A 24,004-nucleotide genomic window follows, 5' to 3' on the forward strand; every position below is an offset into this window, starting at 1 on the left:
CAAGCGTGGGCGGCCGCGGCTTGCCTGACGCTTGGCGCCGGGGCGCTTCTGCCGTCACTGCGTTTCGCAGCCTGGAAAAGCCGCGCATTCTCGCTCAATTCGGCGTGCCGATCCAAGGCCGACGTTCAGCGCAGCGCTTCGATCGACAGGCGGCGAAAGCGCACCGCCTCGCCGTGGTGCTGCAGGACGATATGCCCGGCTGGCGCCTTGGCGAACAGCGGCTTGTCGCCGAATTTGCTGGACTCGATCAGCGTGTGCAGGGCCGGGTCGTCCAGGCGATAACTCAGCACCATACGATTGCCCAGCCAGTGCTCGACCGTACCCTGGCGCACGACAAGCGCTGCGTGCATGAAGCTGCCGGGTTCGATCCGGGTTTCCTGTTCGGGCGCGAGCAGGCCATACAGGGCACCGTTGCGGGTGGTTGGTTCTTCGCCGTCGGGGTGAACGGCATCATCCAGCAGCTGCATTTCCGGCCCGCTGTGCCAGGCGAGGCCGGCGCTTTCGTCGACGCGGTAGAAGACCCCGGAATTGCCGCCCACCGGTAGGGCGAACTCGAACTGCAGGATGAAATCGCCATAGCGCTCGCGCGAGACCAGGTCGACCCGCGGGGCGCCGACAATGGCACACAGCTGTTCATCGTCGTCGCGGTACCAGCTTTCGTCGGGAAAGGTTGCGCCATGCCAGGCGTGCCATTGTGCTGCGTCGAGATTCATCAGCCGCTCCTCATCCGAACAGTTGCTGCTTGCGCCGCAGCCAGCGATAGCCGTAGGGCCCGAGGCGAATCTTCAGCGGTGAGCCTTCCGGCTGCCCGTAGTCGCAGTCGGCGAGCACATCGACCATGTCCTGAAGGTCGTCCGCGGTGATCTCGACGGTGGTTTCCTTGTCGGCAAGATTGACCAGCATCAGCACCGACGAGCCGTTGTCATGGCGGATAGCAAAGACGGCGGGGTCGTTCACCTCGACCGTTGTGCGCTTGCCGATGCCGATCTCGCGCAGGCCTATGCGCGTGCGGATCATGTTGCCGGTGCGCGCCATCAGCGAGTCGCTGCGCAGGGTTTGAGCGAACACGTTGATCTTCTCGTACGAGAAGGGCCCTTCGTCGATCACCGGTGCGGCCAGCTCACCTTTGGTACAGGAGAATCCGGCGTTGGGTTCGTTGGACCACTGCATGGGCGTGCGTACGGCCAGTCGCTCGGGGCGGTCGAGGTCATCGCCCATACCGATTTCCTCGCCGTAGCGGATGATCGGCGTGCCGGGCAGCGAGAAGAGCAGGGCGTGGGTGGCCGCGATGCGTCGCTCGTCGCCGTCGAGCATCGGCGCGAGACGTCGACGAATGCCGCGATCGTAGGCGCGCATGTTCTCGTCGGGGGCGAAGGTGTCCATCACCTCGTTGCGCTCATCCTCCTCCAGTCGGTCGAGGCTCAGCTCGTCGTGGTTGCGGATCCACAGCGCGTATTGCGAATGACTGGGCGGCAGCGGTTGGCTGTTCAGGGCGCGCACCAGCGGCTCGGCCTGCTGCCGTGCCAGGGCCAGGAACAGGTGATTGTTGGTCCAGAAATCCAGCAGCAGAGTGACGCGATCGGCCTCGTCGCCGAAGTATTCGACGTATTTTTCCGGATCAGTGTCGATCTCGCCGAGCAGCACGGTCTCGGGCCGGCGCATGGTCACGAAGTCGCGCATGTGTTCGAGTAGCCAGTAGCCCTTCTCCAGTTCACCGCCGCCGGCCTGGCGCACCATGTGCACCGCGGCGTCGATGCGGAAACCGGAGACACCCAGACGCAGCCAGAACGACATGATCCGCTCGATCTCGTGGATGACCTTCGGGTTGGTCAGGTCAAGATCCGGCTCGTGCTTGTAGAACAGATGGCGGTAGTATTGGCCGGCTTCCTCGTCCCAAGTCCAGATGCTGTCCTCGACCGTCGGGAAAATCGGCTCCATGAAATCGTCTGGCTTGTCGGCCCAGATGTAGTAGTCGCGGTAGGGCGAGTTGCGGTCGCGGCGCGCCTCCTGAAACCACTTGTGCTGGATGGACGTGTGCTGCACTACCAGCTCGATGATGACGTGCAGGCCCAGCTCTTCGGCCTTCTCCAACAGAGCGACGATGTCGGCCAGATCGCCGAAGCGTTTGTCTACCTGTAGATGGTCGGTGATGTCGTAGCCGGCATCCTCGAAGGGCGACTGATAGAACGGCATGAGCCATACGGCCGTGCAGCCGAGGCCGCGAATGTAGTCGAGGCGCTCGGTGATGCCGCGCAGATCGCCGCAGCCGTCCCCGTTGCTGTCACGAAACAGGGTGGGATCGATCTGATAGATCGCCGCGTTGCGGTACCAGAGTGGACGCATGCTCAGTTCTCCGTTGGGCGCAGCACGACGGCCTGCCCTGGGTTAAGAGTGCCGTTATAAGCATCGCCTTCACCGACGCCGTCGCTGGCGATCTCGACCTGCCATTCTCCGGCGTGCGGGTGGGCGTGGGGCTGGTCGGAGAAGTTGATGCAGACCAGACGGTGGTCGCCGCCGAAATGCCGGCGATAGGCAAGCACCTCGGGGTGCGAGGGCAGTTCCTCGAAGTCGCCGTGCAGCAGCGCCGGGCTGGCCTCGCGCGCTGCGAGCAGGCGCTGATAGAGGGCGAACATCGAGTTCGCCGCGCCGACCTGCCGTTCCGCGGCCAGCTCGTCGGCATCGGGCGGAAAGGGCAGCCAGGGTGAGGCGCCATTCCAGTCATGGGGCGGTTCGGCCAGCCAGGGAATGGGAGCACGACAGCCGTCGCGGCCGCCCGGGTCGATGCGCGCCTCGTCGGCGATGTGTGCGTCTTCCAGGCCCAGTTCCTCGCCCTGGTAGATGAACGGCGTGCCGCGCAGCGTCAGCAACAGCACCGCGGCAGCGCGGGCAGCGCGCTCGGAGCCTTGGTAGCGGCTGCGCTGGCGCACATTGTCGTGGTTGGACAGCACCCAGGTCGGCCAGGCGCCGGCCGGCTGCAGCCAGTGCTCGACCTCACGGATGCAGGTGCGAAACAGCACCGGGTCCCAGGGCGCATCGAGCGGATTGAAGTTGAAGGCCAGGTGCAGCTCGTCGCCGGCGCCGTAGTACTGCAGCACCCGTTCGGTGGAGCGAATGTTCACTTCACCCACCAGCATGCGGTCGCCGGGATAGCTGTCGACGAGCTTGCGCAGGCCGCGCAGCACTTCATGGCTGTAGGGCTGGTCGTTGAAGTCCGACAGCGGCTGGCCAGCCTGGCAGCGCGGGTCGTCGGCGAAGCTCGGGTCCTTGCCGGTGCAATGAATGACGTCGATACGAAAGCCGTCCACGCCGCGGTCGAGCCAGAAGCGCAGCACGTCGTGCATCGCCTCGACCACCTCGGGGTTGCGCCAGTTCAGGTCCGGCTGCTTGGCCAGGAACAGGTGCAGGTAGTACTGCTGGGTGTGCTCGTCCCAGGTCCACGCGCTGCCGGCGCCCAGCGCGGCGCGCCAGTTGTTCGGCTGGTCGCGCCAGATGTACCAGTCGCGCTTGGGATTGTCCCGCGAGCTGCGCGACTCGACGAACCAGGGGTGTTCATCGGAGGTGTGATTGGGCACGAAGTCCAGCAGCACACGGATGTCGCGGGCATGGGCTTCGGCAATCAGCCGGTCGATATCGGCCAGCGAACCGAACAACGGGTCGATATCACAGTAGTCGCTGATGTCGTAGCCGGCATCGGCCATCGGCGAGCGGAAAACTGGCGACAACCACAGCGCATCGACGCCCAGTTGTTGCAGATGATCGAGATGGCGCAGCACGCCATTGAGGTCACCGATGCCGTCTCCGTTGCCGTCGGCAAAGGATCGCGGGTAGATCTGATAAACGGTCGCGCCCTTCCACCACGGTGTCTGGGTTGTCTCGCTCATGCCTCACACCCCCTGATTCGTCTCAGGTCGCGGCCGATCCTGCACGGCCGCTCTGTCAGGTTTACGACTGGCCAACGGCACATGGGTTCGCCGGTTAATTGATCCTGGTCGGCCCGCGATGAACGCAAGGGTGGATACTCCGCCTAAGCTAACGACAGACTTCAACCCCTCCGAGGAGATTTGCATGCTACGTATTGCCATCAACGGGTATGGACGTATCGGCCGCGCCGTCGTACGAGCGCTGTTCGAGCGTGGATTGCAGGATCGGGTACAGGTGGTCGCGATCAACGATCTCAGCGACCACAAGACGCTGGTGCATCTGACCCGCTTCGATTCGACCTTCGGTCGTTTCCCCGAGCCGGTAGAGCTGCAGGGCGAATCGATGGTGGTGCGTGGCCAGGCGATCCGCCTGCTGGCCGAGCGGGATGCGACCAAGCTGCCGTGGAAGGAATTGGGCGTCGACGTGGTGCTCGAGTGCACCGGCAAATTCAAGAAGCGCGCGCTGATCGAGCAGCACCTGCAGGCCGGGGCTGGTCGCGTATTCGCCTCGCACCCGCTCGATGGCGGCGACCTGACCGTGGTCTACGGCGTGAATCACCAGCTGCTCGGCGATCAGCGCGTCGTCTCCAATGCCTCCTGCACCACCAATTGCCTGGCGCCGCTGGCCAAGGTGCTGCACGAGGCGGTCGGCATCCGCCAGGGCCTGCTCAACACCGTGCACTCCTACACCAACGATCAGAACCTGCTGGACAAGGCGCACAGCGATCTCTACCGCGCGCGTGCCGCGGCGTTGTCGATGATCCCGTCCACCACCGGTGCGGCCAAGGCCATCGGTCTGGTGCTGCCGGAGCTGGCCGGGCGTCTGGACGGCCTCTCGGTGCGGGTGCCGACGCCGAACGTCTCGCTGGTCGACCTGACCTTTATCGCCGAGAACGCGCCGGAAAGCGTCGAGGCGATCAACGATATCCTGCGTGCCGGGGCGCAGAAGCTGCCGGCCGGCGTTATGGAGTGCAATGAGGAAGCGCTGGTCTCCTGCGACTTCAACGGCTACCCGGCGTCCTGCGTTGCCGACCTCAGCCAGACCCGCGTGCAGGGCGAGCTGGTCAAGGTGATGGCCTGGTACGACAACGAGTGGGGCTTCTCCAACCGCATGCTCGATGTGCTGCTGCATTGGGACGGCGCCAAGTCGGCCTGATGGGCGAAGCCTACCGGCCGGGCGCGGGGCTGGGGCTCTGGCAGCTGAGCCTCGCGCAGTTTCGCCATTCCGTGGCCGAGCGTGCGTTGCCCGGCTGCGGTGCGGTTACCGCAGTCACGGCTGACTTGGCCGTGGCGCTGATCGTCAAGGCGCTGCGGGTCAGCGCCGCGCACGACGATGCCTCCTGTAACGCGCTGCTGGTCGATGCCCGCTCGCTGCTGGGTCGTCCTGGCGCCTTTGCCGACGACGACGTGGCGGTCTTCTCCGAATATCTGAAGGAAGACGAGGGTCGAGCGCCTGAATTGTCGCGGCAGGCATGCGCGGTGCCGCTGGCGACGGCACACGCCTGCGTCGAGGCGCTGGGCATCGCCGAGCGTGCCTTGCCGATGGTCGAGCCGTGGCTGCGCTGTGATGTCGAGGCGGCGGTGTTGCTGCTGAGCGCCTGCGTCGATGCTGTGCTGCTCAACGTCGAGGCTGATATGGACGAGATGGATGCCCAGGCGCGGGCCGATGTGCAGTCCGCTTGTGAACGCCTTCGCCAGCAATCGACTCAGCTTCGCGATCGTCTGAACGCGCGCTGATCCTGTTTTCCAATAAGCACATCCCTGACCCCGAGACGAAAGGTCTCGTTTCGGGTTGACGGCGGCTGCCTGCTCTACCTACTCTCCAACTCATAGTGAGACATTTAGTCTCAAAATAAGAAGCTGCCAGCTCGCCAGGCAGTCCATTTTCGGAGAGTGCCCATGAGTCATCGCATCGTCCTGCCGCGCCTGATGGAAGTCGGCGCCGGCGCCAGCCAGCAACTCGCCCGCGTGCTGAAGGAGCTGGGCTGTAATCGCCCGCTGATCGTCACCGACCGCATGATGGTCGAACTGGGCTATGTCGCCCGTATCGCCGGTCAGCTGGAAGAGGCCGGCATCGCCAGCCAGTGCTTCGCCGATACCCTGCCCGAACCGACCGCTGCTTCGATTCGAGCGGGCGTGGAAATGGTCCGCCGGGGCGATTTTGATTCCATCGTCGCCCTCGGCGGCGGCAGCCCGATCGATTCGGCCAAGGCCATCGGCATACTCGGCAAGTTCGGCGGCGAGATGCGCGACTACCGCTTCCCGCGCGACGTCAGCGAAGCCGGCCTGCCGCTGATCGCCATCCCCACCACTGCTGGCACCGGCTCGGAGGCGACGCGCTTCACCATCATCACTGATGAGACCAGCGACGAGAAAATGCTCTGCGCGGGCCTTGGTTTCATGCCCATCGCCGCGCTGATCGACTACGAGCTGACCCTCTCGCTGCCGCCGCGGGTCACCGCCGATACCGGTATCGACGCCTTGACCCACGCCATCGAGGCCTATGTCAGCCGCAAGGCCAGCCTCTATAGTGATGCCCAGGCGCTGCAGGCCATGCGCCTCTTGGCGCCGAACCTGCGCGCGGCCTTCAATGAGCCTGGCAACCGTGCCGCCCGCGAGGCGATGATGCTTGGCGCGACCCTGGCCGGGATCGCCTTCTCCAACGCCTCGGTGGCGCTGGTGCATGGCATGAGCCGACCGATCGGTGCCTTCTTCCATGTGCCGCATGGGTTGTCCAACGCCATGCTGCTGCCGGCGATCACCGCCTTCTCTATTCCCGCGGCGCCCGAGCGCTACGCCGACTGCGCCCGCGCCATGGGCGTCGCCGCGCAGACCGACAGCGTCGGGGTGGCGAACGACAAGCTGCTCGCCGAGCTGCGTGCAATCAATCAGGAACTGCAAGTGCCGAGCCCCGAGCAGTTCGGCATCGCCCGCGAACGCTTCTTCGAGCTGCGCGAGACCATGGCCCGCCAGGCGCTGGCCTCCGGCTCGCCGGGCAACAACCCGCGCGTACCCACGGAAGCGGAAATCATCGACCTCTACGAAACCGTCTGGAACCAGGAGTGAAGCCATGCAGACCCTCGGCAACCTGATCAACAACGAGGCCGTCGCCGGCCGCTCCGAGCGCCATGCCACCGTCTACAACCCGGCCACCGGCGAGCCGCGCCTGTACGTCTCGCTGTCCTCGGCGGATGAGACCCGCGAGGCCATCGCCGCTGCCCAGGCCGCCTTCGAAGGCTGGTCGAAGACGCCGCCGCTGGTGCGTGCGCGGGTCATGTTCCGCTTCAAGGAACTGCTCGAAAAACGTCGCGACGACGTCGCCCGGCTGATCACCAGCGAGCACGGCAAGGTGTTTTCCGACGCCCAAGGCGAAGTGACCCGCGGGCTGGAAGTGGTGGAGTTCGCCTGCGGCATCCCGCATCTGCTCAAGGGCGAGTTTTCGTCCAACGTCGGCCGGGACATCGATTCGAACTCGCTGATGCAGCCGCTCGGTGTCTGCGCCGGGATCACCCCGTTCAACTTCCCGGCCATGGTGCCGCTGTGGATGCTGCCGGTGGCCATCGCCTGCGGTAACACCTTCGTCTTGAAGCCCTCGGAGAAGGACCCCAGCGCGACGATGCTGATCGGCGAACTGCTGGCCGAGGCGGGGCTGCCGGCCGGTGTGCTGAACATCGTCAACGGCGACAAGGAGGCGGTGGACGTGCTGCTCACCGATGAGCGCGTGCAGTCGGTCAGCTTCGTCGGCTCGACGCCCATCGCCGAATACATCTATGCCACCGCCTCGGCCAACGGCAAGCGCTGCCAGGCGCTGGGCGGGGCGAAGAACCACATGGTGGTGATGCCCGACGCCGATCCGCAGCAGGTGGTCAGCTCGCTGATGGGCGCGGCCTACGGCTCGGCCGGCGAGCGCTGCATGGCGATTTCCGTCGCGGTGTGTGTCGGCGACGAGGTGGCTGACAAACTGGTCGAAATGCTGCAAGACGAGATCGGCCAGATGCGCACCGGCCCGGGGCTGGGCATCGAGCCCGAGCCGCACATGGGCCCCCTGGTGACCCGCGAGCACCAGCAGAAGGTCAGCGGCTATATCGATCTGGGCGTGGAAGAGGGCGCGACGCTGGTCTGCGACGGCCGTGGCCTCAAGGTCGAGGGCCATGAGAACGGCTTCTATGTCGGCCCGACGCTGTTCGACCGTGTCACGCCGAGCATGCGCATCTACCGTGAGGAAATCTTCGGTCCGGTGCTGGCTGTGGTGCGGGTGAAGAGCTTCGACGAGGCGCTGCAACTGATCAACGACCATGAATACGGCAATGGCACCTCGATCTTCACCCGCGACGGCGACACCGCGCGGCAGTTCGAGGAAAACGTCAAGGTCGGCATGGTCGGCGTCAACGTGCCGATCCCGGTGCCGATGGCCTTCCACTGCTTCGGCGGCTGGAAGCGCTCGGTGTTCGGCCCGCTGAACATGCACGGCCCGGATGGGGTGCGCTTCTTCACCCGCATGAAGACCGTGACCCGCCGCTGGCCCACCGGTATCCGCGCCGGTGCCGAGTTCGCCATGCCGACCATGAAGTAACCCGCGCGGCACCGTTGCACAGATGGTGCCGGTCGCTACACTCTTGCGCGCCCTGCGGGGCGCTCATCTCATTGAACGACAAGGCAGACGATGCGCAGCATTCCCCGCGAGAAAGGCTCCTCCATCACCCGCGTGCTGGAAATCATCGAGGCGGTTGCTGCGGCGAAGGAGCTGCTCAGCCCGACGGCCCTGGCCGAACGGCTGGACATTCCCAAGGCCAGCGCGCACCGGCTGGTGCAGACGCTGGAAAAGGAAGGCTTCCTGCAGTTCGGCCTGCGCGGTGGGCTGTTGCCGGGCGAGCGCCTGCACGTTGCGGCGCTGAACATCCTGCGCAGCAGTCGGCACAAGGCGTTGCGCCAGGCGATCCTGCGCCAGCTCTCCGAAGCCATCAGCGAGACCTGTGGGCTAGCGATCCCGGATGGGCTGGACATGCTCTATTTCGACCGGGTGCAGACCAACTGGCCGCTGCAGATCAACCTGCCCATCGGCAGCCACACGCCGCTCTGGTGCACCGCCAGCGGCAAACTCTATCTGGCCTCGCTGCCGCCGGAGCAACTGGAGCGGGTGCTGCCGCGCCTGCCGCTGCAACGGATGGCGCGCAATACCCTGACCGACCTCAGCGCGCTGCGTGACGATCTGGCGCGGGTGCGGGAAGAGCAGCTGGGTACGGATTCCGAGGAGTTCATCGACGGCATGGTCGCCTGTGCGGTGCCGGTGCGGGATGCCGACGGCGAGCTGCTGGCCTGCCTGTTCAGCCATGCGCCGGTGATTCGCTGCTCGATGGCGCAGCTGCTGGAGTTCGTGCCACGGCTGCGCGCCGCGGCGAGCGAACTGGAGGCGGTGCTCGGCAGCGCGGCGGCGCTGGAGGCCGATCAGAGCACGTAGAACAGAATGGCGATGAAGTGCAGCAGGCTGCCGACCATCACGAAGATATGCCAGATGCCGTGCCAGTGGCGGAAGCGGTCGTCGAAGACGAAGAAGATGATGCCCACCGTGTAGCAGATGCCGCCGGCCAGCAACCAGCTGAAACCGGCGCCACCCAGGGCGGCGAACAGCGGCTTGACCGCCACCAGCACGATCCAGCCCATCACCGCGTAGATCACCAGTGACAGCACGCGCGCCTCGGAGCGCGGCTTGATCTCCTGCAGCATGCCGATCACGGCGAGGCCCCAGACGATGCCGAACAGCGTCCAGCCCCAAGGCCCGGCCAGAGTGACCAGGCAGAACGGCGTGTAGCTGCCGGCGATCAGCAGATAGATCGACAGGTGATCGAGCTTGCGCATGACCACCTTCGCCCGCCCGCGCAGGCTGTGGTACAGCGTCGATATGCTGTAGAGCAGGATCAGGCTGAGGCCGTAGATCGCGGCACTGACGATCTTCGCCAGCTCGCCGTCGAGCGCCGCCAGCACCAGCAGCCAAATGGCGCCCAGACAGGCCAGCAGCGCACCGACCAGGTGCGTCCAGGCATTGAAGCGTTCACCGTGGTACATCGAATCCCTCCAGAAACCGCAATCGGCAAAGCATGCCGCGGTTGGGTTACGGGATACAAACCGGTGCTGAATGCCCCTCGAAAAGAAGGGCGTGGCGATCAGCGCTTGAGCATCGCCCGCATCGCCGCCAGGGCGTCGTTGCCGCGCGCGGCCTTGACCTCCACCGGCGCGTCTTCCTGGCCTTCCCAGACCAGGTCCTCCGGCGGTAGCTCGTCGAGGAAGCGGCTCGGCGTGCAGTCGATCACCTCGCCGTACTGCTTGCGCTTGGCGGCAAAGGTCAGCGCCAGGTTGCGCTTGGCACGGGTGATGCCGACATAGGCCAGGCGCCGCTCTTCCTCGATGGTGTCGGCCTCGATGCTGGAACGGTGCGGCAGGATTTCTTCCTCGAAGCCGATGATGTACACCGACGGAAACTCCAGGCCCTTGGAGGCGTGCATGGTCATCATCTGCACGCCTTCAGCACCTTCTTCCTCTTCCTGCTGACGCTCGAGCATGTCGCGCAGCACCAGCTTTCCGATGGCGTCCTCGATGGTCATGTCGCCGTCTTCGTCTTTTTCCAGCGTGCTCTTCAGCGCGTCGACGAGAAACCAGACGTTGCCCATGCGCGCGTCGGCCACCTTGTCGCTGGAGGCGTTCTGCCTGAGCCAGTTCTCGTAGTCGATGTCCATCACCATGCTGCGGATGGCGGCGATCGGGTCGTTCTGCGCGCACTGCTGTCGCACGTTGTCCATCCAGTGCTTGAAGCGCGACAGGCGCTCGGCGTAGCGGCTGTCCAGATGGGCGCCGAGGCCGATCTCGTCAGCGGCGGCGTACATGCTGATGCCGCGCTCGCTGGCGTAGTTGCCGAGCTTCTCCAGGGTGGTGGAGCCGATCTCGCGGCGCGGCACGTTGATCACCCGCAGGAAGGCGTTGTCGTCGTCCGGGTTGACCAGCAGGCGGAAGTAGCTCATCAGGTCCTTCACCTCCTGGCGGGCGAAGAAGCTGGTGCCGCCGGACAGGCGATAGGGAATCTGGTGGTGCTGCAGCTTCAGCTCCATCAGCTTGGCCTGGTAGTTGCCGCGGTAGAGGATGGCGAAGTCGCTGTAGGGGCGCTGAGTACGCAGGTGTTCGGTGAGGATTTCAAGCGCCACGCGCTCGCACTCGGCGTCCTCGTTGCGCGTGCGGATCACGCGGATCTCGTCGCCATGGCCCATCTCCGACCACAGCTGCTTCTCGAACACGTGTGGGTTGTTGGCAATGAGGATGTTGGCGCACTTGAGGATGCGGCTGGTGGAGCGGTAGTTCTGCTCCAGCATCACCACCTTCAGTGAGGGGTAGTCCTCCTTCAGCAGCATCAGGTTTTCCGGACGCGCGCCGCGCCAGGCGTAGATCGACTGGTCGTCGTCACCGACCACGGTGAACTGGTTGCGCATGCCGACCAGCAATTTGACCAGCAGGTACTGGCTGGCGTTGGTGTCCTGGTATTCGTCCACCAGCAGGTAGCGGATGCGGTTCTGCCATTTCTCCAGGATGTCGGCGTGCTCCTGGAAGAGTTTCACCGGCAGCAGGATCAGGTCGTTGAAGTCCACCGCGTTGTACGCCTTGAGCGTGCGCTGGTAGTGCAGATAGACGATGGCGGCGGTCTGCTCCTTGGGGTTGCGTGCGTTGGCCAGGGCTTCGTCGGGCAGGATCAGGTCGTTCTTCCAGCTGTCGATGTAGTTCTTGATTTCGTCGGCACCATCGTCCCCGGAATATTCCTTCTGCATGATGTCGGTGAGCAGCGCTTTGATATCGCCGTCATCGAAGATCGAGAAGCCGGGCTTGTAGCCCATCCGCGCGTATTCCTTGCGGATGATGTTCATGCCCAGGTTGTGGAAGGTGGACACGGTCAGGCCGCGTGCCTCGGCGCCCTTGAGCAGGCTGCCGACGCGCTCCTTCATCTCGCGCGCGGCCTTGTTGGTGAAGGTCATGGCGACGATGTGGCGGGCCTGGATGCCGCAATGCTGCACCAGATAGGCGATCTTGCGGGTGATCACGCTGGTCTTGCCGGAGCCGGCACCGGCGAGCACCAGAAGTGGGCCGCCGACGTAGTTCACGGCTTCCTGCTGCCGAGGGTTGAGTCGGGACATGGTGTTCAGGTCATTCGAAGCGGGGGCGGGAGTTTAACAGGCTGCCGCGCCGATGCTGGCCCGTTGCAGGTTCAATAAATCACCGATCGTCGCCGTTGGGGCTTGGCTGATCTAAATAATGGATTAGTCTTGTGCGCGCTGCAGGAGGCAGGGCGTTTGCATAGGGCTGTGCGGGAAATCGGGCGTGTAGCGCCGTCTTGCAAATCACCGAGTCCGGAGGCCGCTTGCCAGCGCCCGCTCAATCCATGCCGCTGTTGCTGTTGGCTGATCGACCCGAATGGGCCGAGCGCCTGCGCGCCTGCCTGCAGGGCTCGCATGGCAAGGAACAGCTGATCATTGCGGCGGATTGGGGCACGGCCAGTGCGTATCTGGAAACGCCCTGCCTGCTGCTGGCGACACCGGAATGCCAGGCGCTCGCCGAACGCTTCCCCTGGCCGCTGATCCTGCTGCTCGACGACGAACCGACGCAGATGCCGGAAGGCGCGGTCGACTGGCTGGTGGGCGACCAGCTCAGTGCCGAGGTGTTGCGCCGCTGCCTGCGCTACGTGCGCGAGCGCTGCAACCTGCAGGGAACCTTGCAAAGGCTGGCCGAGCAGGACCCGCATACCGGCATCGTCAACCGCCAGGGCTTCCAGGCGCTGCTGTTCGATGCCCTGGCCGAACATCAGGAACAGGACCTGGTGCTTGGCTATCTCGATCTCGACAACTTTCGCCACGTCAACGATGCCCTCGGCCACAAGGCCGGGGATCGCCTGATCCTGCAGGTGGTGGCGCGGCTCAAGGCGCAGCTGGAGGTCGGCGACATGCTAGCGCGGCTGGGCGGCGACGAGTTCGCCCTGCTGCTCGATACCCGCGACGATCCGGAGCGCGCTGTGGCGGTCGCCGATCGCATCGTCGAAGCACTGGCGGAGCCTTACTGGGTGGAGGGCGAGAGCCTGATGCTGGGCTGCAGCGTCGGGCTGGCGCGTGCCAGCGAGGGGATCGACGCCGATCCGCTGCTCTGGCACGCGCAGATCGCCATGCGCCAGGCCAAGGCGGCCCAGGGCTGCACCTGGTGTTTCTACGATGAACAGGTCAGCCGCAGCGCGCGCAGCCTCGCCGATCAGGAAGGCGAGCTGCGCCGTGCGTTGCGTCGCGGTGAGCTGGAGCTGCACTACCAGCCGCGGCTGTGCCTGGAAAGCGGGCGCATCGTCGGACTGGAGGCACTGGTGCGCTGGCTGCACCCGGAAAGAGGGCTGCTGGGGCCGGATGCCTTCATTCCCATGGCTGAGGAGAGCGGCCTGATCGTGCCGCTCGGCTACTGGGTGATCGCCCGCGCGCTGCGCGATCTGCAAAGCCTGCATGAGGGCGGCGCGGATTCACTGCACATGGCGATCAACCTGTCGTTCCGCCAGTTTCAGGACAGTCAGTTGCTACCGACGCTCAACCGGCTGATCGACGAGCGCGGCATCGACCCGCACTGGCTGGAATTCGAACTCACCGAAACCGCGGTGATGCGCCGCAGCGAGCAGGTGCAGAGCGCCATGCATGCGCTGGGCGAGCTCGGCGTGCGCTTTTCGCTGGACGATTTCGGCACCGGCTTCTCGTCGTTCGTGCACCTGTCCAGCCTGCCGATCACCCTGCTGAAGATCGACAAGAGCTTCGTCGCCGGCATGGTCGTGCGGCCCGAGAAGTCGCAGCTGGTGCAGGCGATGGTCGGCCTGGCGCACAACCTCGATCTGGATGTGGTGGCCGAGGGCGTCGAGACCACCGAGCAGCTCGAGCTGCTGCGCCAGTTCGGCGCGCAGCAGGTGCAGGGCTATCTGGTCAGCCAGCCGTTGCCGCTGGCCGAGCTGCTGCATTTCATGAGCGCCGAGCGACTGGCAGCCGGCCTGGCGCACTGATCGGCCGCGTCCTGGCCGGCGCCAGGACGCAGCTCGGGCTTCAGCGAACCATGTGCAGGAAGTGCATGTGCTTCTCGTACTGGCCGAGGATGTCACTGATGACGTCCTCGCGGCTCCAGCCCATCACGTCATAATCCTGGCCGCCTTCCTTGAGATGCACCTCGGCGCGGAAGTACTTGCGCTCCTCGCGCTCGTCGTCCTCGCTGGTGGCGACGAAACTCGGCATGGCGTAGGCTCGCGGGCGCACTTCGTAGATGAAGTCTGGCTCACCTTCGTGGGTGATCTCGAAGCGCAAGCGACGATCATCACCTTCGCTGATGTCCACCGCATAGCCCTGCTTGCGCATTTCCTCGGCGATGTCCTCGTAGGCCGGACGCACCACTTCGGTGATGAAGCGCACCACATGGGCGCGTCGCGGGAACAGCATCAGCGTACGCAGGCGACGTTGCCAGCCACCGGCACTGCGCGGTGCGCTGGGCGAGGTGCTCAGGGCCTGGTAGCGCAGCCCCTGCTTCGTGGCATCCAGGCGCAGCGCCTTGAGCAGACCCCACATCGAACAGAGCAACGCGATGGTGAAGGGCAGGGCGCTGGCGATGGTCGCCGTCTGCAACGCGGTCAGGCCATCGGCGAGCAGCAGCGCGATGGCCACCCCGCCCATGGATGCGGCCCAGAAGATGCGTTGCCAGACCGGAGTGCCCTGCTGGCCGCCGGAGGCGAGCATGTCCACCACCAACGCGCCGGAGTCCGCCGAGGTGACGAAGAACACCACCACCATGATGATCGCGATCAGCGAGATGAAGCCCGAGAAGGGGAAGTGCTCGAGGAAGGCGAACAGGGCCAGCGAACTGTCCTGCTCGATGGCTTCACCGAGGCTGGAGACGTGTTCCCAGAGGATCATGTGGATCGCGGTGTCGCCGAACACGGTCATCCACAGCAGGGTGAATGCGGTCGGCACCAGCAGCACGCCGGTGACGAACTCGCGAATCGTCCGGCCGCGCGAGATGCGCGCGATGAACAGGCCGACGAAGGGCGACCAGGCCAGCCACCAACCCCAGTAGAACAGCGTCCAGCCGCCGATCCAGTCGTTCGGCTCGTAGGCATAGAGGTTGAAGGTCTTGTTGACGATATCCGACAGGTAGCTGCCGGTGTTCTGCACGAAAGTCTGCAGGATGAACACCGTCGGCCCCGCGATCAGCACCATCAGCAACAGCAGCGCCGCCAGCGTCAGGTTCAGCTCCGACAGCCGGCGCACGCCCTTGTCCAGGCCGGTGACCACCGAAATCGTCGCCAGCAGCGTGGTGGCGATGATCAGGCCGATCTGCACCGGCACCGATATAGGCAGGCCGTAGAGGTGGTTCAGCCCGGTGTTGATCTGAGTGACGCCGAGGCCCAGCGAGGTGGCGACGCCGAGCACAGTACCGATGATGGCGAAGATGTCCACGGCATGGCCGATCGGCCCATAGATGCGCTCGCCGATCAGCGGGTAGAGCGCCGAGCGCAGGGTGAGCGGCAGGCCGTGGCGGTAGGCGAAGTAGGCCAGGATCATCGCCACGATGGCGTAGATCGCCCAGGCATGCAGGCCCCAGTGGAAGAAGGTGATCTTCATCGCCTCATAGGCGGCAGCGCTGGTGCCGCCTTCGCCCACCGGCGGTGAGAGAAAGTGCATCACCGGCTCGGCGACGCCGAAGAACATCAGGCCGATGCCCATGCCGGCGGAGAAAAGCATGGCGAACCAGGTCAGGGCGCTGTAATCCGGTTCGCTGTGATCCGGCCCGAGCTTGATGTCGCCGTAACGACTGAACGCCAGTAGCACCACCATGAGCAGGATGAGTGCAACGGCGAGGATGTAGAGCCAGCTGACGTTTGCGATGATCCAGGCCTGGGTATCGCCAAACAGCGTTTGCGCATGGCTCTGGAAAGCGACGCTGTAGATCACCAGCGCCAGGATGATGACCGCCGAGCCGTAGAAGACCGGGGCGTTGAGGTGGGACGACGAGGGCTGTTTTGCCTCCATGCTGCGCTCCTTCGGGTTGTTTCTGGGGAGTGGCCGCCTGTGGCGAAAGCCATCCAACTTAACACAGACCGCAAAGGATGCCCGTTGTCCGCAGCTGATCGATGCGCACCGAAGCCCGGGCTAGAGCAGGCTCAGCCTTGACTGCCGGGCCGGTACTGCAGGGCTTCGGCGAGGTGCTGGCGGCTGATTCGCTCGGCCTGTTCCAGATCGGCGAGGGTGCGCGCCACCTTGAGCAGGCGGTGCGCGGCGCGCAGCGACAGTGCCAGGCGTTCGCAGGCGCGCTCCAGCCAGGCCTGATCCTCGGTGCCGAGCTGGCAATGGCTGCGCAATCCGGCGAGGTCGAGGAAGGCGTTGGCGCAGCCCTGACGGGCGAGTTGCAGCTGTCGCGCCTGGGCTACCTGGGCGGCGAGTACGGCACTGCTCTGGCCCGTCTGCGGCGGAGCGTTGAGGGCCGTCGCCTCGCGCGCCACGGTCAAATGCAGGTCGATGCGGTCGAGCAGCGGGCCGGAGAGCTTGTTGCGATAGCGCTGGATCTGGTCCGGCGTGCAGCGGCAGCGCCCGTTGGGATCACCGAGGTAGCCACAGGGGCAGGGATTCATCGCCGCCACCAGCTGGAAACGCGCCGGAAAACGCACCTTGTCGCGGGCCCGAGCGATGACGATATGCCCCGACTCCAGTGGCTCACGCAAGACCTCGAGCACCTTGCGGTCGAACTCCGGCAGCTCGTCGAGAAACAGTACGCCCTGATGCGCCAGGGTGATCTCCCCTGGCTGCGGACGGCTGCCGCCACCGACCAGCGCCGGGCCGGATGCACTGTGATGGGGCTGCCGAAAGGGCCGTTGCGGCCAATGCTCGAGAGGGCTGTGACTGGCCACCGAATGGATGGCGGCGACTTCCAGCGCCTCCTGTTCGTCCAGCGGCGGCAAGAGACCGGGCAGGCGGCTGGCCAGCAGCGTCTTGCCGGTGCCTGGCGGGCCGGAAAACAGCAGGTTGTGCGCGCCAGCCGCGGCGATCAGCAGCCCGCGCTTGGCCGCCTGCTGACCTTGCACGTCGGCCAGGTCGGGGTAAGGCTGAATCTGTCGTAGCAGGCCCTGGGCCACATAGGGTTCGAGCGGCGTGATGCCGTTGAAGTGCGCTGCGACCTCGAGCAAGTGCTCGGCGGCATAGACGGTGAGCCCCGAGGCCAGGCTGGCTTCCTCGGCGTTGGCCCGTGGCACCAGCAGCGCGCGCCCTGCCGCTCGAGCGGCGAGGGCAGCCGGCAGGACTCCCTGGACCGGGCGCAAGGCGCCGGACAGTGCCAGTTCGCCGAGGCATTCCAGGTTGTCGAGCCGCTCGGCCGGCAGCTGACCGCTGGCGGCGAGGATGCCCAGGGCAATGGACAGGTCGAAGCGGCCGCCGTCCTTTGGCAGGTCGGCGGGGGCGAGGTTGAGGGTGATGCGTCGAGCGGGAAAATCGAAGCCGGAGGTGAGAATGGCGCTGCGCACGCGATCCTTGCTTTCCTTGACCGCGGTTTCCGGCAGGCCGACCAGGGTCAGCGCCGGCAGGCCGTTGGCCAGATGAGCTTCGACGGTCACCGGCGGCGCTTCGACGCCAATCTGCGCGCGGCTATGAACTATGGCCAGGGACATCCGATCACTCCTTTGATCGTGTCGCCGGCCCGGTCTGTCAGGACGCGGGCGGCGTGAGCTTTTCTTCCAGTTCGGCAACCTTGGCTTCGAGCGCCTCCAGGCGCGCGCGGGTGCGGGCGAGCACCACCATCTGGCTGTCGAATTCGTCGCGGCTGACCACGTCGAGCTTGTTCAGTGCGCCCTGGACCACACCCTTGAGCTGGGCTTCGAACTCGCCACGCGGCAGCGGCGTCTCGCCGTTGAACAGGCGCGAGGCCTGGGAGCCGATGGCATCTAGGAAAGCTTTTGGCGGCAACATTGAAAACACCTGTGGTTGAACCGGGCGCAGTGTAGCACGGGCTTTTTCCGGTCTTTCTCAGGTGGCGTGCACAAAAAATGAGCAGCTGCTGGTGCATGCGCGCACCAATATTGTGCGTGTTCTGGACGCTACCGTCCGTCGGGCATCCATTCCATCCGTGCGCACCCCCGTAAAAACGGGCATTGCGTAAAGCTGGCACTGATTCTGCTTTGTCCCCAGCGACGCATGCACCAACGGGTTGCGGTGCATCGGTGATTCGCGACGCTTTGTCGGAGAGGTTGGTGGTGTCGGACTGCGGACCGGCTACAGCCGGAGCGTTACAAGAGCCAGACACTGAGCATAGACTTGAGCCGGGTTCGTACTTCTGGGGCAAGTCCACCTAAAACGGGAGAAGTTTTCATGAAACTAGTCACTGCCATCATCAAGCCGTTCAAGCTGGACGACGTGCGCGAGTCGCTGTCGGAAATTGGCGTACAGGGCATCACCGTAACCGAAGTCAAAGGCTTCGGTCGTCAGAAGGGCCACACCGAGCTGTATCGCGGTGCCGAATACGTCGTCGACTTCCTGCCGAAGGTAAAGATCGACGTGGCCATCGCCGACGATCAGCTCGATCGCGTCATCGAGGCCATCACCAAGGCGGCCAACACCGGCAAGATCGGCGACGGCAAGATCTTCGTGGTCAACCTGGAACAGGCCATCCGCATCCGTACCGGCGAAACCGATACCGACGCGATTTAAGCAGCACCTCCGAACCCCCACGCCCCAGGAGTAAAACCATGACTCTGCGAAAATTCGCAGGGCTAGGAGCCCTTTTGTCTCTGATAAGTCCAGGCCTGGCCCTGGCGCAGGAGGCAACGCTGGATTCAGGCGACACGGCATGGATGCTGACGGCCACTGCGCTGGTGCTGTTCATGACCATCCCTGGGCTGGCGCTGTTCTACGGCGGCATGGTCCGCTCGAAGAACATTCTCTCGGTGATGATGCAGTGCTTTGCGGTCACCGGCCTGATGAGCATCCTCTGGATGGTCTACGGCTACAGCCTCGCGTTCGACACCACCGGTATGGAAGCTGGGGTCACCAACTTCAATTCCTTCGTCGGCGGCCTGGACCGCGCCTTTCTCAGCGGTCTGACGCCCGACAGCCTGGTCGGCGCCTTCCCTGAAAGCATCTTCATCACCTTCCAGATGACCTTCGCCATCATCACCCCGGCACTCATCGTCGGCGCCTTCGCCGAACGCATGAAGTTCTCCGCGATGCTGGTGTTCATGGGCGTCTGGTTCACCCTGGTCTACGCGCCGATCGCGCACATGGTCTGGGGCGGCGACGGCGGCCTGATGTGGGATTGGGGGGTGCTCGACTTCGCTGGCGGCACCGTGGTGCACATCAACGCAGGTATCGCCGGACTGGTGGCCTGCCTGGTGCTGGGCAAGCGCAAGGGCTATCCGACCACGCCGATGGCGCCGCACAACCTGGGCCTGACCCTGGTCGGTGCCGCAATGCTCTGGGTCGGCTGGTTCGGCTTCAATGCGGGCTCGGCCATCGCCGCCAACGGTACGGCCGGCATGGCCATGCTGGTCACGCAGATCGCTACTGCCGCCGCGGCGCTGGGCTGGATGTTCGCCGAGTGGATCGGCCACGGCAAACCCAGCGCGCTGGGCATCGCCTCCGGCGTGGTTGCCGGTCTGGTCGCCATCACGCCGGCTGCCGGCACAGTGGGCCCGATGGGCGCTCTGGTCATCGGCCTGGTATCCGGAGTGGTCTGCTTCTTCTGCGCCACCAGCCTGAAACGCAAGCTCGGCTACGACGATTCGCTGGACGCCTTCGGTGTGCACGGCATCGGCGGCATCGTCGGTGCGCTGCTCACCGGCATCTTCGCGGCACCTATGCTGGGTGGCTTCGGCGAAGTGGAGAACATCGGCCTGCAGCTGTGGATTCAGTTCAAGGGCGTGCTGTTCACCGTGGTGTACACCGGCATCGTCACCTACCTGATCCTCAAGGCGATCGATCTGGTGATGGGCCTGCGGGTGAACGAGGAGCAGGAGACCATCGGCCTCGACCTCAGCCTGCATAACGAGCGTGGCTACAACCTGTAATCCATTCAGGGCACCCCGGAGCCAACCCCGGGGCCAATCCGAAAAGCGGCACCGGCCATCGACGCGGCATGCGATGGCCGGTGGACCGAACAGCGCACAAAGCGCGACAGCAAGAGGTGAAACATGGATAGCACTGCATTGATACCCGTCCAGTACGGACTCGATACCTTCTACTTCGTGATCTGCGGAGCGCTGGTGATGTGGATGGCGGCAGGTTTCGCCATGCTCGAAGCCGGTCTGGTCCGGGCGAAGAACACCGCCGAGATCCTCACCAAGAACATCGTGCTCTACGCGCTGGCGTCGATCATGTATCTGCTGGTCGGCTACTACATCATGTACTCCAGCCCGGACGGCGGCATCCTGCCGAGCCTGGGCTTCCTGATCGGCGACGAGAACGCCGTCGACGTGGTCGCCGCCGGTGGTGAGGACGCGCCTTACTACTCCGCGCGTGCCGACTTCTTCTTCCAGATCGTGTTCGCCGCGACCTGCATGTCGGTGGTTTCCGGTGCGGTGGCCGAACGCATGAAGCTGTGGGCGTTCATCGCCTTCGCGGTGGTGATGACCGGCTTCATCTACCCGGTTCAGGGCTTCTGGAAGTGGGGCGGTGGTTTCCTCGACGCGGCGGGTTTCCTCGACTTCGCAGGCTCGGGCATCGTACACATGGCCGGTGCGGCTGCTGCTCTGGCGGGTGTGCTGCTGCTCGGTCCGCGTAAGGGCAAGTACGGTGCGAACGGTCAGATCAACGCCATCCCCGGTGCCAACATGCCGCTGGCGACCCTCGGTGCCTTCATCCTGTGGATGGGCTGGTTCGGCTTCAACGGTGGCTCGCAGCTGAAGATGAGCACCATCGAAGACGCCAATGCCGTCGCTCAGGTCTTCGTCAACACCAACATGGGCGCTGCAGGCGGCCTGATCGCCGCGCTGATCACCGCGCGTCTGCTGTTCGGCAAGTCTGACCTGACCATGGTGCTCAACGGCGCGCTGGCCGGTCTGGTGGCGATCACTGCCGAACCGCTGACCCCGAGCGCTCTGCAGGCGACCCTGATCGGCGGCGTGGGTGGTGTGCTGGTGGTGTTCAGCATCCTTGGCCTGGACAAGCTCAAGCTCGATGACCCGGTCGGTGCCATCTCCGTGCACGGTGTTGCCGGCATGTGGGGCCTGCTGGCCGTGCCTCTGACCAACGCCGATGCCACCTTCGGTGCCCAGCTGCTGGGTCTGGTGTCGATCTTCCTCTGGGTGTTCATCGCCAGCCTGATCGTCTGGGGCATCATCAAGGCGGTGATGGGCCTGCGTGTCAGCGAGGAAGAGGAATACGAGGGCGTGGACGTCGTCGAGTGCGGTCTGGAAGCCTATCCGGAGTTCACTCGCCAGTAACGATTCGCTGGTTCATTACAAGGGCGCCTTTTGGCGCCCTTTGTTTTTTTTGGCGCCACGCTAGAATGCGCGCGACCAGCCGTTGAACATGAGTCTTCGAACATGTGGCAACAGACCCTGATCACCTTGCGCGCGCGGCCACGCGGCTTTCATCTCGTCACCGATGAGCTGCTCGACGCACTGCCGGAACTGCGGCAATGCCGGGTCGGTCTGTTACACCTGTGGCTGCGGCATACCTCGGCCTCGCTGACGATCAACGAGAATGCCGATGCAGCGGTTCGGCGAGATTTCGAGCGCTTCTTCAATCGCCTGGTGCCGCAGGGTGAGGGAGGCTATGAGCACGACTACGAAGGGCCGGACGATCTGCCGGCGCATTTCAAGGCCAGCCTGCTCGGCTGCCAGTTGAGCCTGCCGGTCAGCGATGGGGGGCTGGCACTCGGTACCTGGCAGGGCATCTATCTCGGAGAGCACCGCGACCAGGGTGGCGCGCGGCAGATTGTGGCAACGCTGCACGGGACGGCAAGTTGAATTTTTTTTGGCGGTGTCGGTCTTTCCGCATCGCTGGGCTATAACTTACTCCGCTTTGGCAAGGCCATGAGGTTGAACATGAGCGACGAAGAACTAGAACAAGACGATCTGGACGTTAGCGACGAGGAGGAAGGGGAAGAGCTGAACGCTGCCGATGATGGCGACGACAGTCTCGACGACGAAGGGACCGACAGCGAGCGCGCTACGCCGGCTAAGAAGGCCAAGGCGAAGGCCGTGGAACCGGACGAACTGCCGAGCCTGGAAGCCAAGCAGAAAGAGCGCGATGCACTGGCGCGGGCCATGGAAGAATTTCTCGCGCGTGGCGGCCAAGTGCAGGAAGTCGAGCCCAATGTGGTCGCCGACCCGCCGAAGAAGCCGGATAGCAAGTACGGCAGTCGCCCTATCTGAGCACCAAAAAGAATTGCGCAAAGCCCGCCTCCAAGGCGGGCTTTGCGTATCTGGCGTCTGGCTTCTCGCTCAGTCGCCGCGCCAGCCGAGCAGCAGCTTGGGCAATTCGGCCAGGCTCTGGATTTGCGCATCGGGATGGTAATCGTGCGGCCAGGCGGCGAGTTTGGGGTTGAACCAGATCGCCCGCATGCCCGCCTGTTGCGCGCCGGCGATATCATCCAGCGCGTGGTCGCCGACGTGCACGGCCTGTTCCGGGCGCGCATCGCCCAGGCGCAGGGCTTGCTGGAACGGATGTGGGTCGGGCTTGCCGACACCCAGCTCCTCGGCGCACAGGGTGAACTGGAAATAGTCGGCCAGGCCCAGGCGGCGCACGTCGGCATTGCCGTTGGTGATCACCCCGAGGGTGTAGTGATTGGCGAGAAACTCCAGGGTCGGTTGCACGTCCGGGAAAATCTGCACCTCATGGCGCGCGTCGAGAAATACCTGGAAGGCCCGTTCGGCCAGTTCTCCCGCTTCATCGGCGGGATAGCCGGCATCGTGCAGCGCGTGCTGCAGGATGCGCCGGCGCAGCTCGCTGATACGGTGGCGCAGCGCCGAGTCCTGCTCCACCAGCATGCGGCGGATCGCGCCGAGGGCTTCGACGGGAAATTCGCCCAGGCGCGGCGCATGCACACCGAGCCAGTCGCGCAGGGCGGTTTCGGCGCTCTGAATGGCCGGGGTGGTTTCCCAGAAGGTGTCGTCCAGGTCAAAGGTGATCAGGCGAATGCTCATGTGTCGGTGTCCTGCTTGCGCTTGGCGCGCGGATGCGCCTGATCGTAGACCTTGGCCAGGTGCTGAAAATCCAGATGGGTATAGATCTGCGTGGTGCCGATGTCGGCATGGCCGAGCAGCTCCTGCACCGAGCGCAGGTCCTGCGACGACTCCAGCAGGTGGCTGGCGAAGCTGTGGCGCAACATGTGTGGATGCAGGTGCTGGCCAAGCTCGCGCACGCCGGCCTGGCGCACTCGCACTTGCACGGCCCGCGCGCCGAGGCGACGACCCTGCTGACCGATGAATACCGCGCCATCGGCCGGGTTGGCCAGCGCACGTACAGGCAACCAGGCCTGCAACGCCTCGCGCGCCTTGCGCCCTACCGGCAGCTCGCGCACCTTGTTGCCCTTGCCGAGCACTCGCACCATGCCCGCGGGCAGGTCGAGCTGGTCGAGGTTCAGGCTGACCAGTTCCGAAAGCCGCAGGCCGGATGAATAGAACAGCTCGAGCATCGCCTGATCGCGCAGGCCGATGAAATCGTCCTCGACGCCACCATCGAGCAGCTGCATGGCGCGGTCGGTATCCAGCAGCTTCGGAAGACGTCGTTCACCTTTCGGCGCGGACAGGCCGATAGCCGGATCGTGCTGGCAGAGGCCTTCCTGATTCAGGTAGCGGTAGAGGCCGCGCACCGATGAGAGCAGGCGCGCTACGCTGCGGCTGGACTGGCCCTGGCGATGCAGCTCGCCGACCAGCTGGCGCAGGTGTCGGCCTTGCAGTGCATTCCACTCGGCGATGTTTTCGCGCTCGCAGTAAGTCAGCAGCTTGTTCAGGTCGCGGCGGTAGCCGTCCAGCGAGTGGCCCGACAGCTGCCGGGCGCTGCGCAGGTGTTCGAAGTAGGCGTCGAGTTCGTTCTGCATGAACAGGCTCCAGCCTCAGG

21 protein-coding genes are annotated in these 24,004 nt (G+C 64.8%); 11 read left to right on the forward strand and 10 right to left on the reverse strand.

What is annotated here, in order from left to right; all coding sequences use genetic code 11:
• Positions 1–125: 125 nt before the first annotated feature.
• The 3 genes from IEG05_RS02665 to IEG05_RS02675 are packed head-to-tail and all read right to left on the reverse strand — an operon-like array spanning position 126 to position 3,881.
• Positions 126–713 (reverse strand): 3-keto-disaccharide hydrolase, encoded by a 588-nt coding sequence (locus IEG05_RS02665; RefSeq protein WP_046618375.1) that lies wholly within the window; start codon positions 711–713, stop codon positions 126–128.
• 10 nt (positions 714–723) lie between these two features.
• Entirely contained in the window at positions 724–2,343 is a 1,620-nt protein-coding gene (locus IEG05_RS02670; protein ID WP_046618374.1) for an alpha-amylase family protein, read from the reverse strand.
• A gap of 2 nt (positions 2,344–2,345) precedes the next feature.
• Positions 2,346–3,881 carry an alpha-amylase family glycosyl hydrolase gene (locus tag IEG05_RS02675; protein ID WP_046618373.1) on the reverse strand — a complete coding sequence of 512 codons (1,536 nt, stop codon included), beginning with the start codon at positions 3,879–3,881 and terminating at the stop codon, positions 2,346–2,348.
• A 184-nt stretch (positions 3,882–4,065) separates the two neighbouring features.
• Here IEG05_RS02675 and gap point away from each other — a divergent pair, with 184 nt between their 5' ends.
• From gap to IEG05_RS02700, 5 genes are all read left to right on the forward strand, one after another.
• On the forward strand, positions 4,066–5,076 hold the full coding sequence (gap, locus tag IEG05_RS02680) for a type I glyceraldehyde-3-phosphate dehydrogenase (RefSeq protein ID WP_046618372.1): 1,011 nt from the start codon (positions 4,066–4,068) through the stop codon (positions 5,074–5,076).
• A complete protein-coding gene (locus IEG05_RS02685) occupies positions 5,076–5,657 on the forward strand; it encodes a cyclodeaminase/cyclohydrolase family protein (RefSeq protein ID WP_046618370.1) in 582 nt (193 codons plus the stop codon). The genes gap and IEG05_RS02685 overlap by 1 nt, the downstream gene beginning before the upstream one ends.
• Before the next feature lie 162 nt (positions 5,658–5,819).
• Positions 5,820–6,986 (forward strand): iron-containing alcohol dehydrogenase, encoded by a 1,167-nt coding sequence (locus IEG05_RS02690; RefSeq protein ID WP_046618368.1) that lies wholly within the window; start codon positions 5,820–5,822, stop codon positions 6,984–6,986.
• 4 nt (positions 6,987–6,990) lie between these two features.
• A complete protein-coding gene (locus tag IEG05_RS02695; RefSeq protein ID WP_046618366.1) occupies positions 6,991–8,493 on the forward strand; it encodes a CoA-acylating methylmalonate-semialdehyde dehydrogenase in 1,503 nt (500 codons plus the stop codon).
• Between the two features lie 90 nt (positions 8,494–8,583).
• The gene (locus IEG05_RS02700) at positions 8,584–9,378 is read left to right on the forward strand and encodes an IclR family transcriptional regulator (protein WP_046618364.1); all 795 of its coding nucleotides are present in this window, start codon (positions 8,584–8,586) and stop codon (positions 9,376–9,378) included.
• On the opposite strand, the gene trhA is transcribed toward IEG05_RS02700, so the two are convergent.
• Complete coding sequence (gene trhA / locus IEG05_RS02705) at positions 9,366–9,983, reverse strand: PAQR family membrane homeostasis protein TrhA (RefSeq protein ID WP_046618363.1); 618 nt, start codon at positions 9,981–9,983, stop codon at positions 9,366–9,368. The genes IEG05_RS02700 and trhA overlap by 13 nt on opposite strands.
• 98 nt (positions 9,984–10,081) lie before the next feature.
• Complete coding sequence (rep, locus tag IEG05_RS02710; RefSeq protein ID WP_046618362.1) at positions 10,082–12,091, reverse strand: DNA helicase Rep; 2,010 nt, start codon at positions 12,089–12,091, stop codon at positions 10,082–10,084.
• A gap of 245 nt (positions 12,092–12,336) precedes the next feature.
• Between rep and IEG05_RS02715 the strand changes: the two genes are divergently transcribed.
• A complete protein-coding gene (locus tag IEG05_RS02715) occupies positions 12,337–13,974 on the forward strand; it encodes a putative bifunctional diguanylate cyclase/phosphodiesterase (RefSeq protein ID WP_046618360.1) in 1,638 nt (545 codons plus the stop codon).
• A gap of 40 nt (positions 13,975–14,014) precedes the next feature.
• Here the strand turns inward: IEG05_RS02715 and IEG05_RS02720 are convergent, their stop codons facing one another.
• The 3 genes from IEG05_RS02720 to IEG05_RS02730 all read right to left on the reverse strand — a co-directional run bounded on the left by IEG05_RS02720 (position 14,015) and on the right by IEG05_RS02730 (position 17,914).
• A complete protein-coding gene (locus tag IEG05_RS02720; protein ID WP_046618359.1) occupies positions 14,015–15,988 on the reverse strand; it encodes a BCCT family transporter in 1,974 nt (657 codons plus the stop codon).
• Positions 15,989–16,119: 131 nt separating this feature from the next.
• Complete coding sequence (locus IEG05_RS02725) at positions 16,120–17,616, reverse strand: YifB family Mg chelatase-like AAA ATPase (protein WP_046618358.1); 1,497 nt, start codon at positions 17,614–17,616, stop codon at positions 16,120–16,122.
• 37 nt (positions 17,617–17,653) lie between these two features.
• Positions 17,654–17,914, reverse strand: coding sequence for an accessory factor UbiK family protein (locus IEG05_RS02730; protein WP_013981620.1), 261 nt, complete (start codon positions 17,912–17,914; stop codon positions 17,654–17,656).
• Positions 17,915–18,313: 399 nt separating this feature from the next.
• On the opposite strand from IEG05_RS02730, the gene glnK reads away from it, so the two are divergent.
• From glnK to sutA, 5 genes are all read left to right on the forward strand, one after another.
• Positions 18,314–18,652 carry a P-II family nitrogen regulator gene (gene glnK, locus IEG05_RS02735; RefSeq protein ID WP_003096476.1) on the forward strand — a complete coding sequence of 113 codons (339 nt, stop codon included), beginning with the start codon at positions 18,314–18,316 and terminating at the stop codon, positions 18,650–18,652.
• A gap of 38 nt (positions 18,653–18,690) precedes the next feature.
• The gene (locus IEG05_RS02740; protein ID WP_046618355.1) at positions 18,691–20,007 is read left to right on the forward strand and encodes an ammonium transporter; all 1,317 of its coding nucleotides are present in this window, start codon (positions 18,691–18,693) and stop codon (positions 20,005–20,007) included.
• A 123-nt stretch (positions 20,008–20,130) separates the two neighbouring features.
• Positions 20,131–21,381: an ammonium transporter gene (locus IEG05_RS02745; protein ID WP_014821768.1), complete on the forward strand. Its 1,251-nt coding sequence runs from the start codon at positions 20,131–20,133 to the stop codon at positions 21,379–21,381.
• Between the two features lie 102 nt (positions 21,382–21,483).
• Entirely contained in the window at positions 21,484–21,909 is a 426-nt protein-coding gene (locus IEG05_RS02750) for a secondary thiamine-phosphate synthase enzyme YjbQ (protein WP_014821767.1), read from the forward strand.
• 78 nt (positions 21,910–21,987) lie between these two features.
• Entirely contained in the window at positions 21,988–22,317 is a 330-nt protein-coding gene (gene sutA, locus IEG05_RS02755) for a transcriptional regulator SutA (protein ID WP_003283413.1), read from the forward strand.
• Between the two features lie 69 nt (positions 22,318–22,386).
• On the opposite strand, the gene IEG05_RS02760 is transcribed toward sutA, so the two are convergent.
• Together IEG05_RS02760 and xerC are read right to left on the reverse strand one after the other, a co-directional pair.
• The gene (locus tag IEG05_RS02760; protein WP_046618352.1) at positions 22,387–23,088 is read right to left on the reverse strand and encodes an HAD family hydrolase; all 702 of its coding nucleotides are present in this window, start codon (positions 23,086–23,088) and stop codon (positions 22,387–22,389) included.
• A complete protein-coding gene (gene xerC / locus IEG05_RS02765) occupies positions 23,085–23,984 on the reverse strand; it encodes a tyrosine recombinase XerC (protein ID WP_046618350.1) in 900 nt (299 codons plus the stop codon). The genes IEG05_RS02760 and xerC overlap by 4 nt, the downstream gene beginning before the upstream one ends.
• Positions 23,985–24,004: the final 20 nt, after the last annotated feature.

It is taken from the genome of Stutzerimonas kunmingensis (assembly GCF_014764705.1).
Taxonomy (GTDB): Bacteria; Pseudomonadota; Gammaproteobacteria; order Pseudomonadales; family Pseudomonadaceae; genus Stutzerimonas.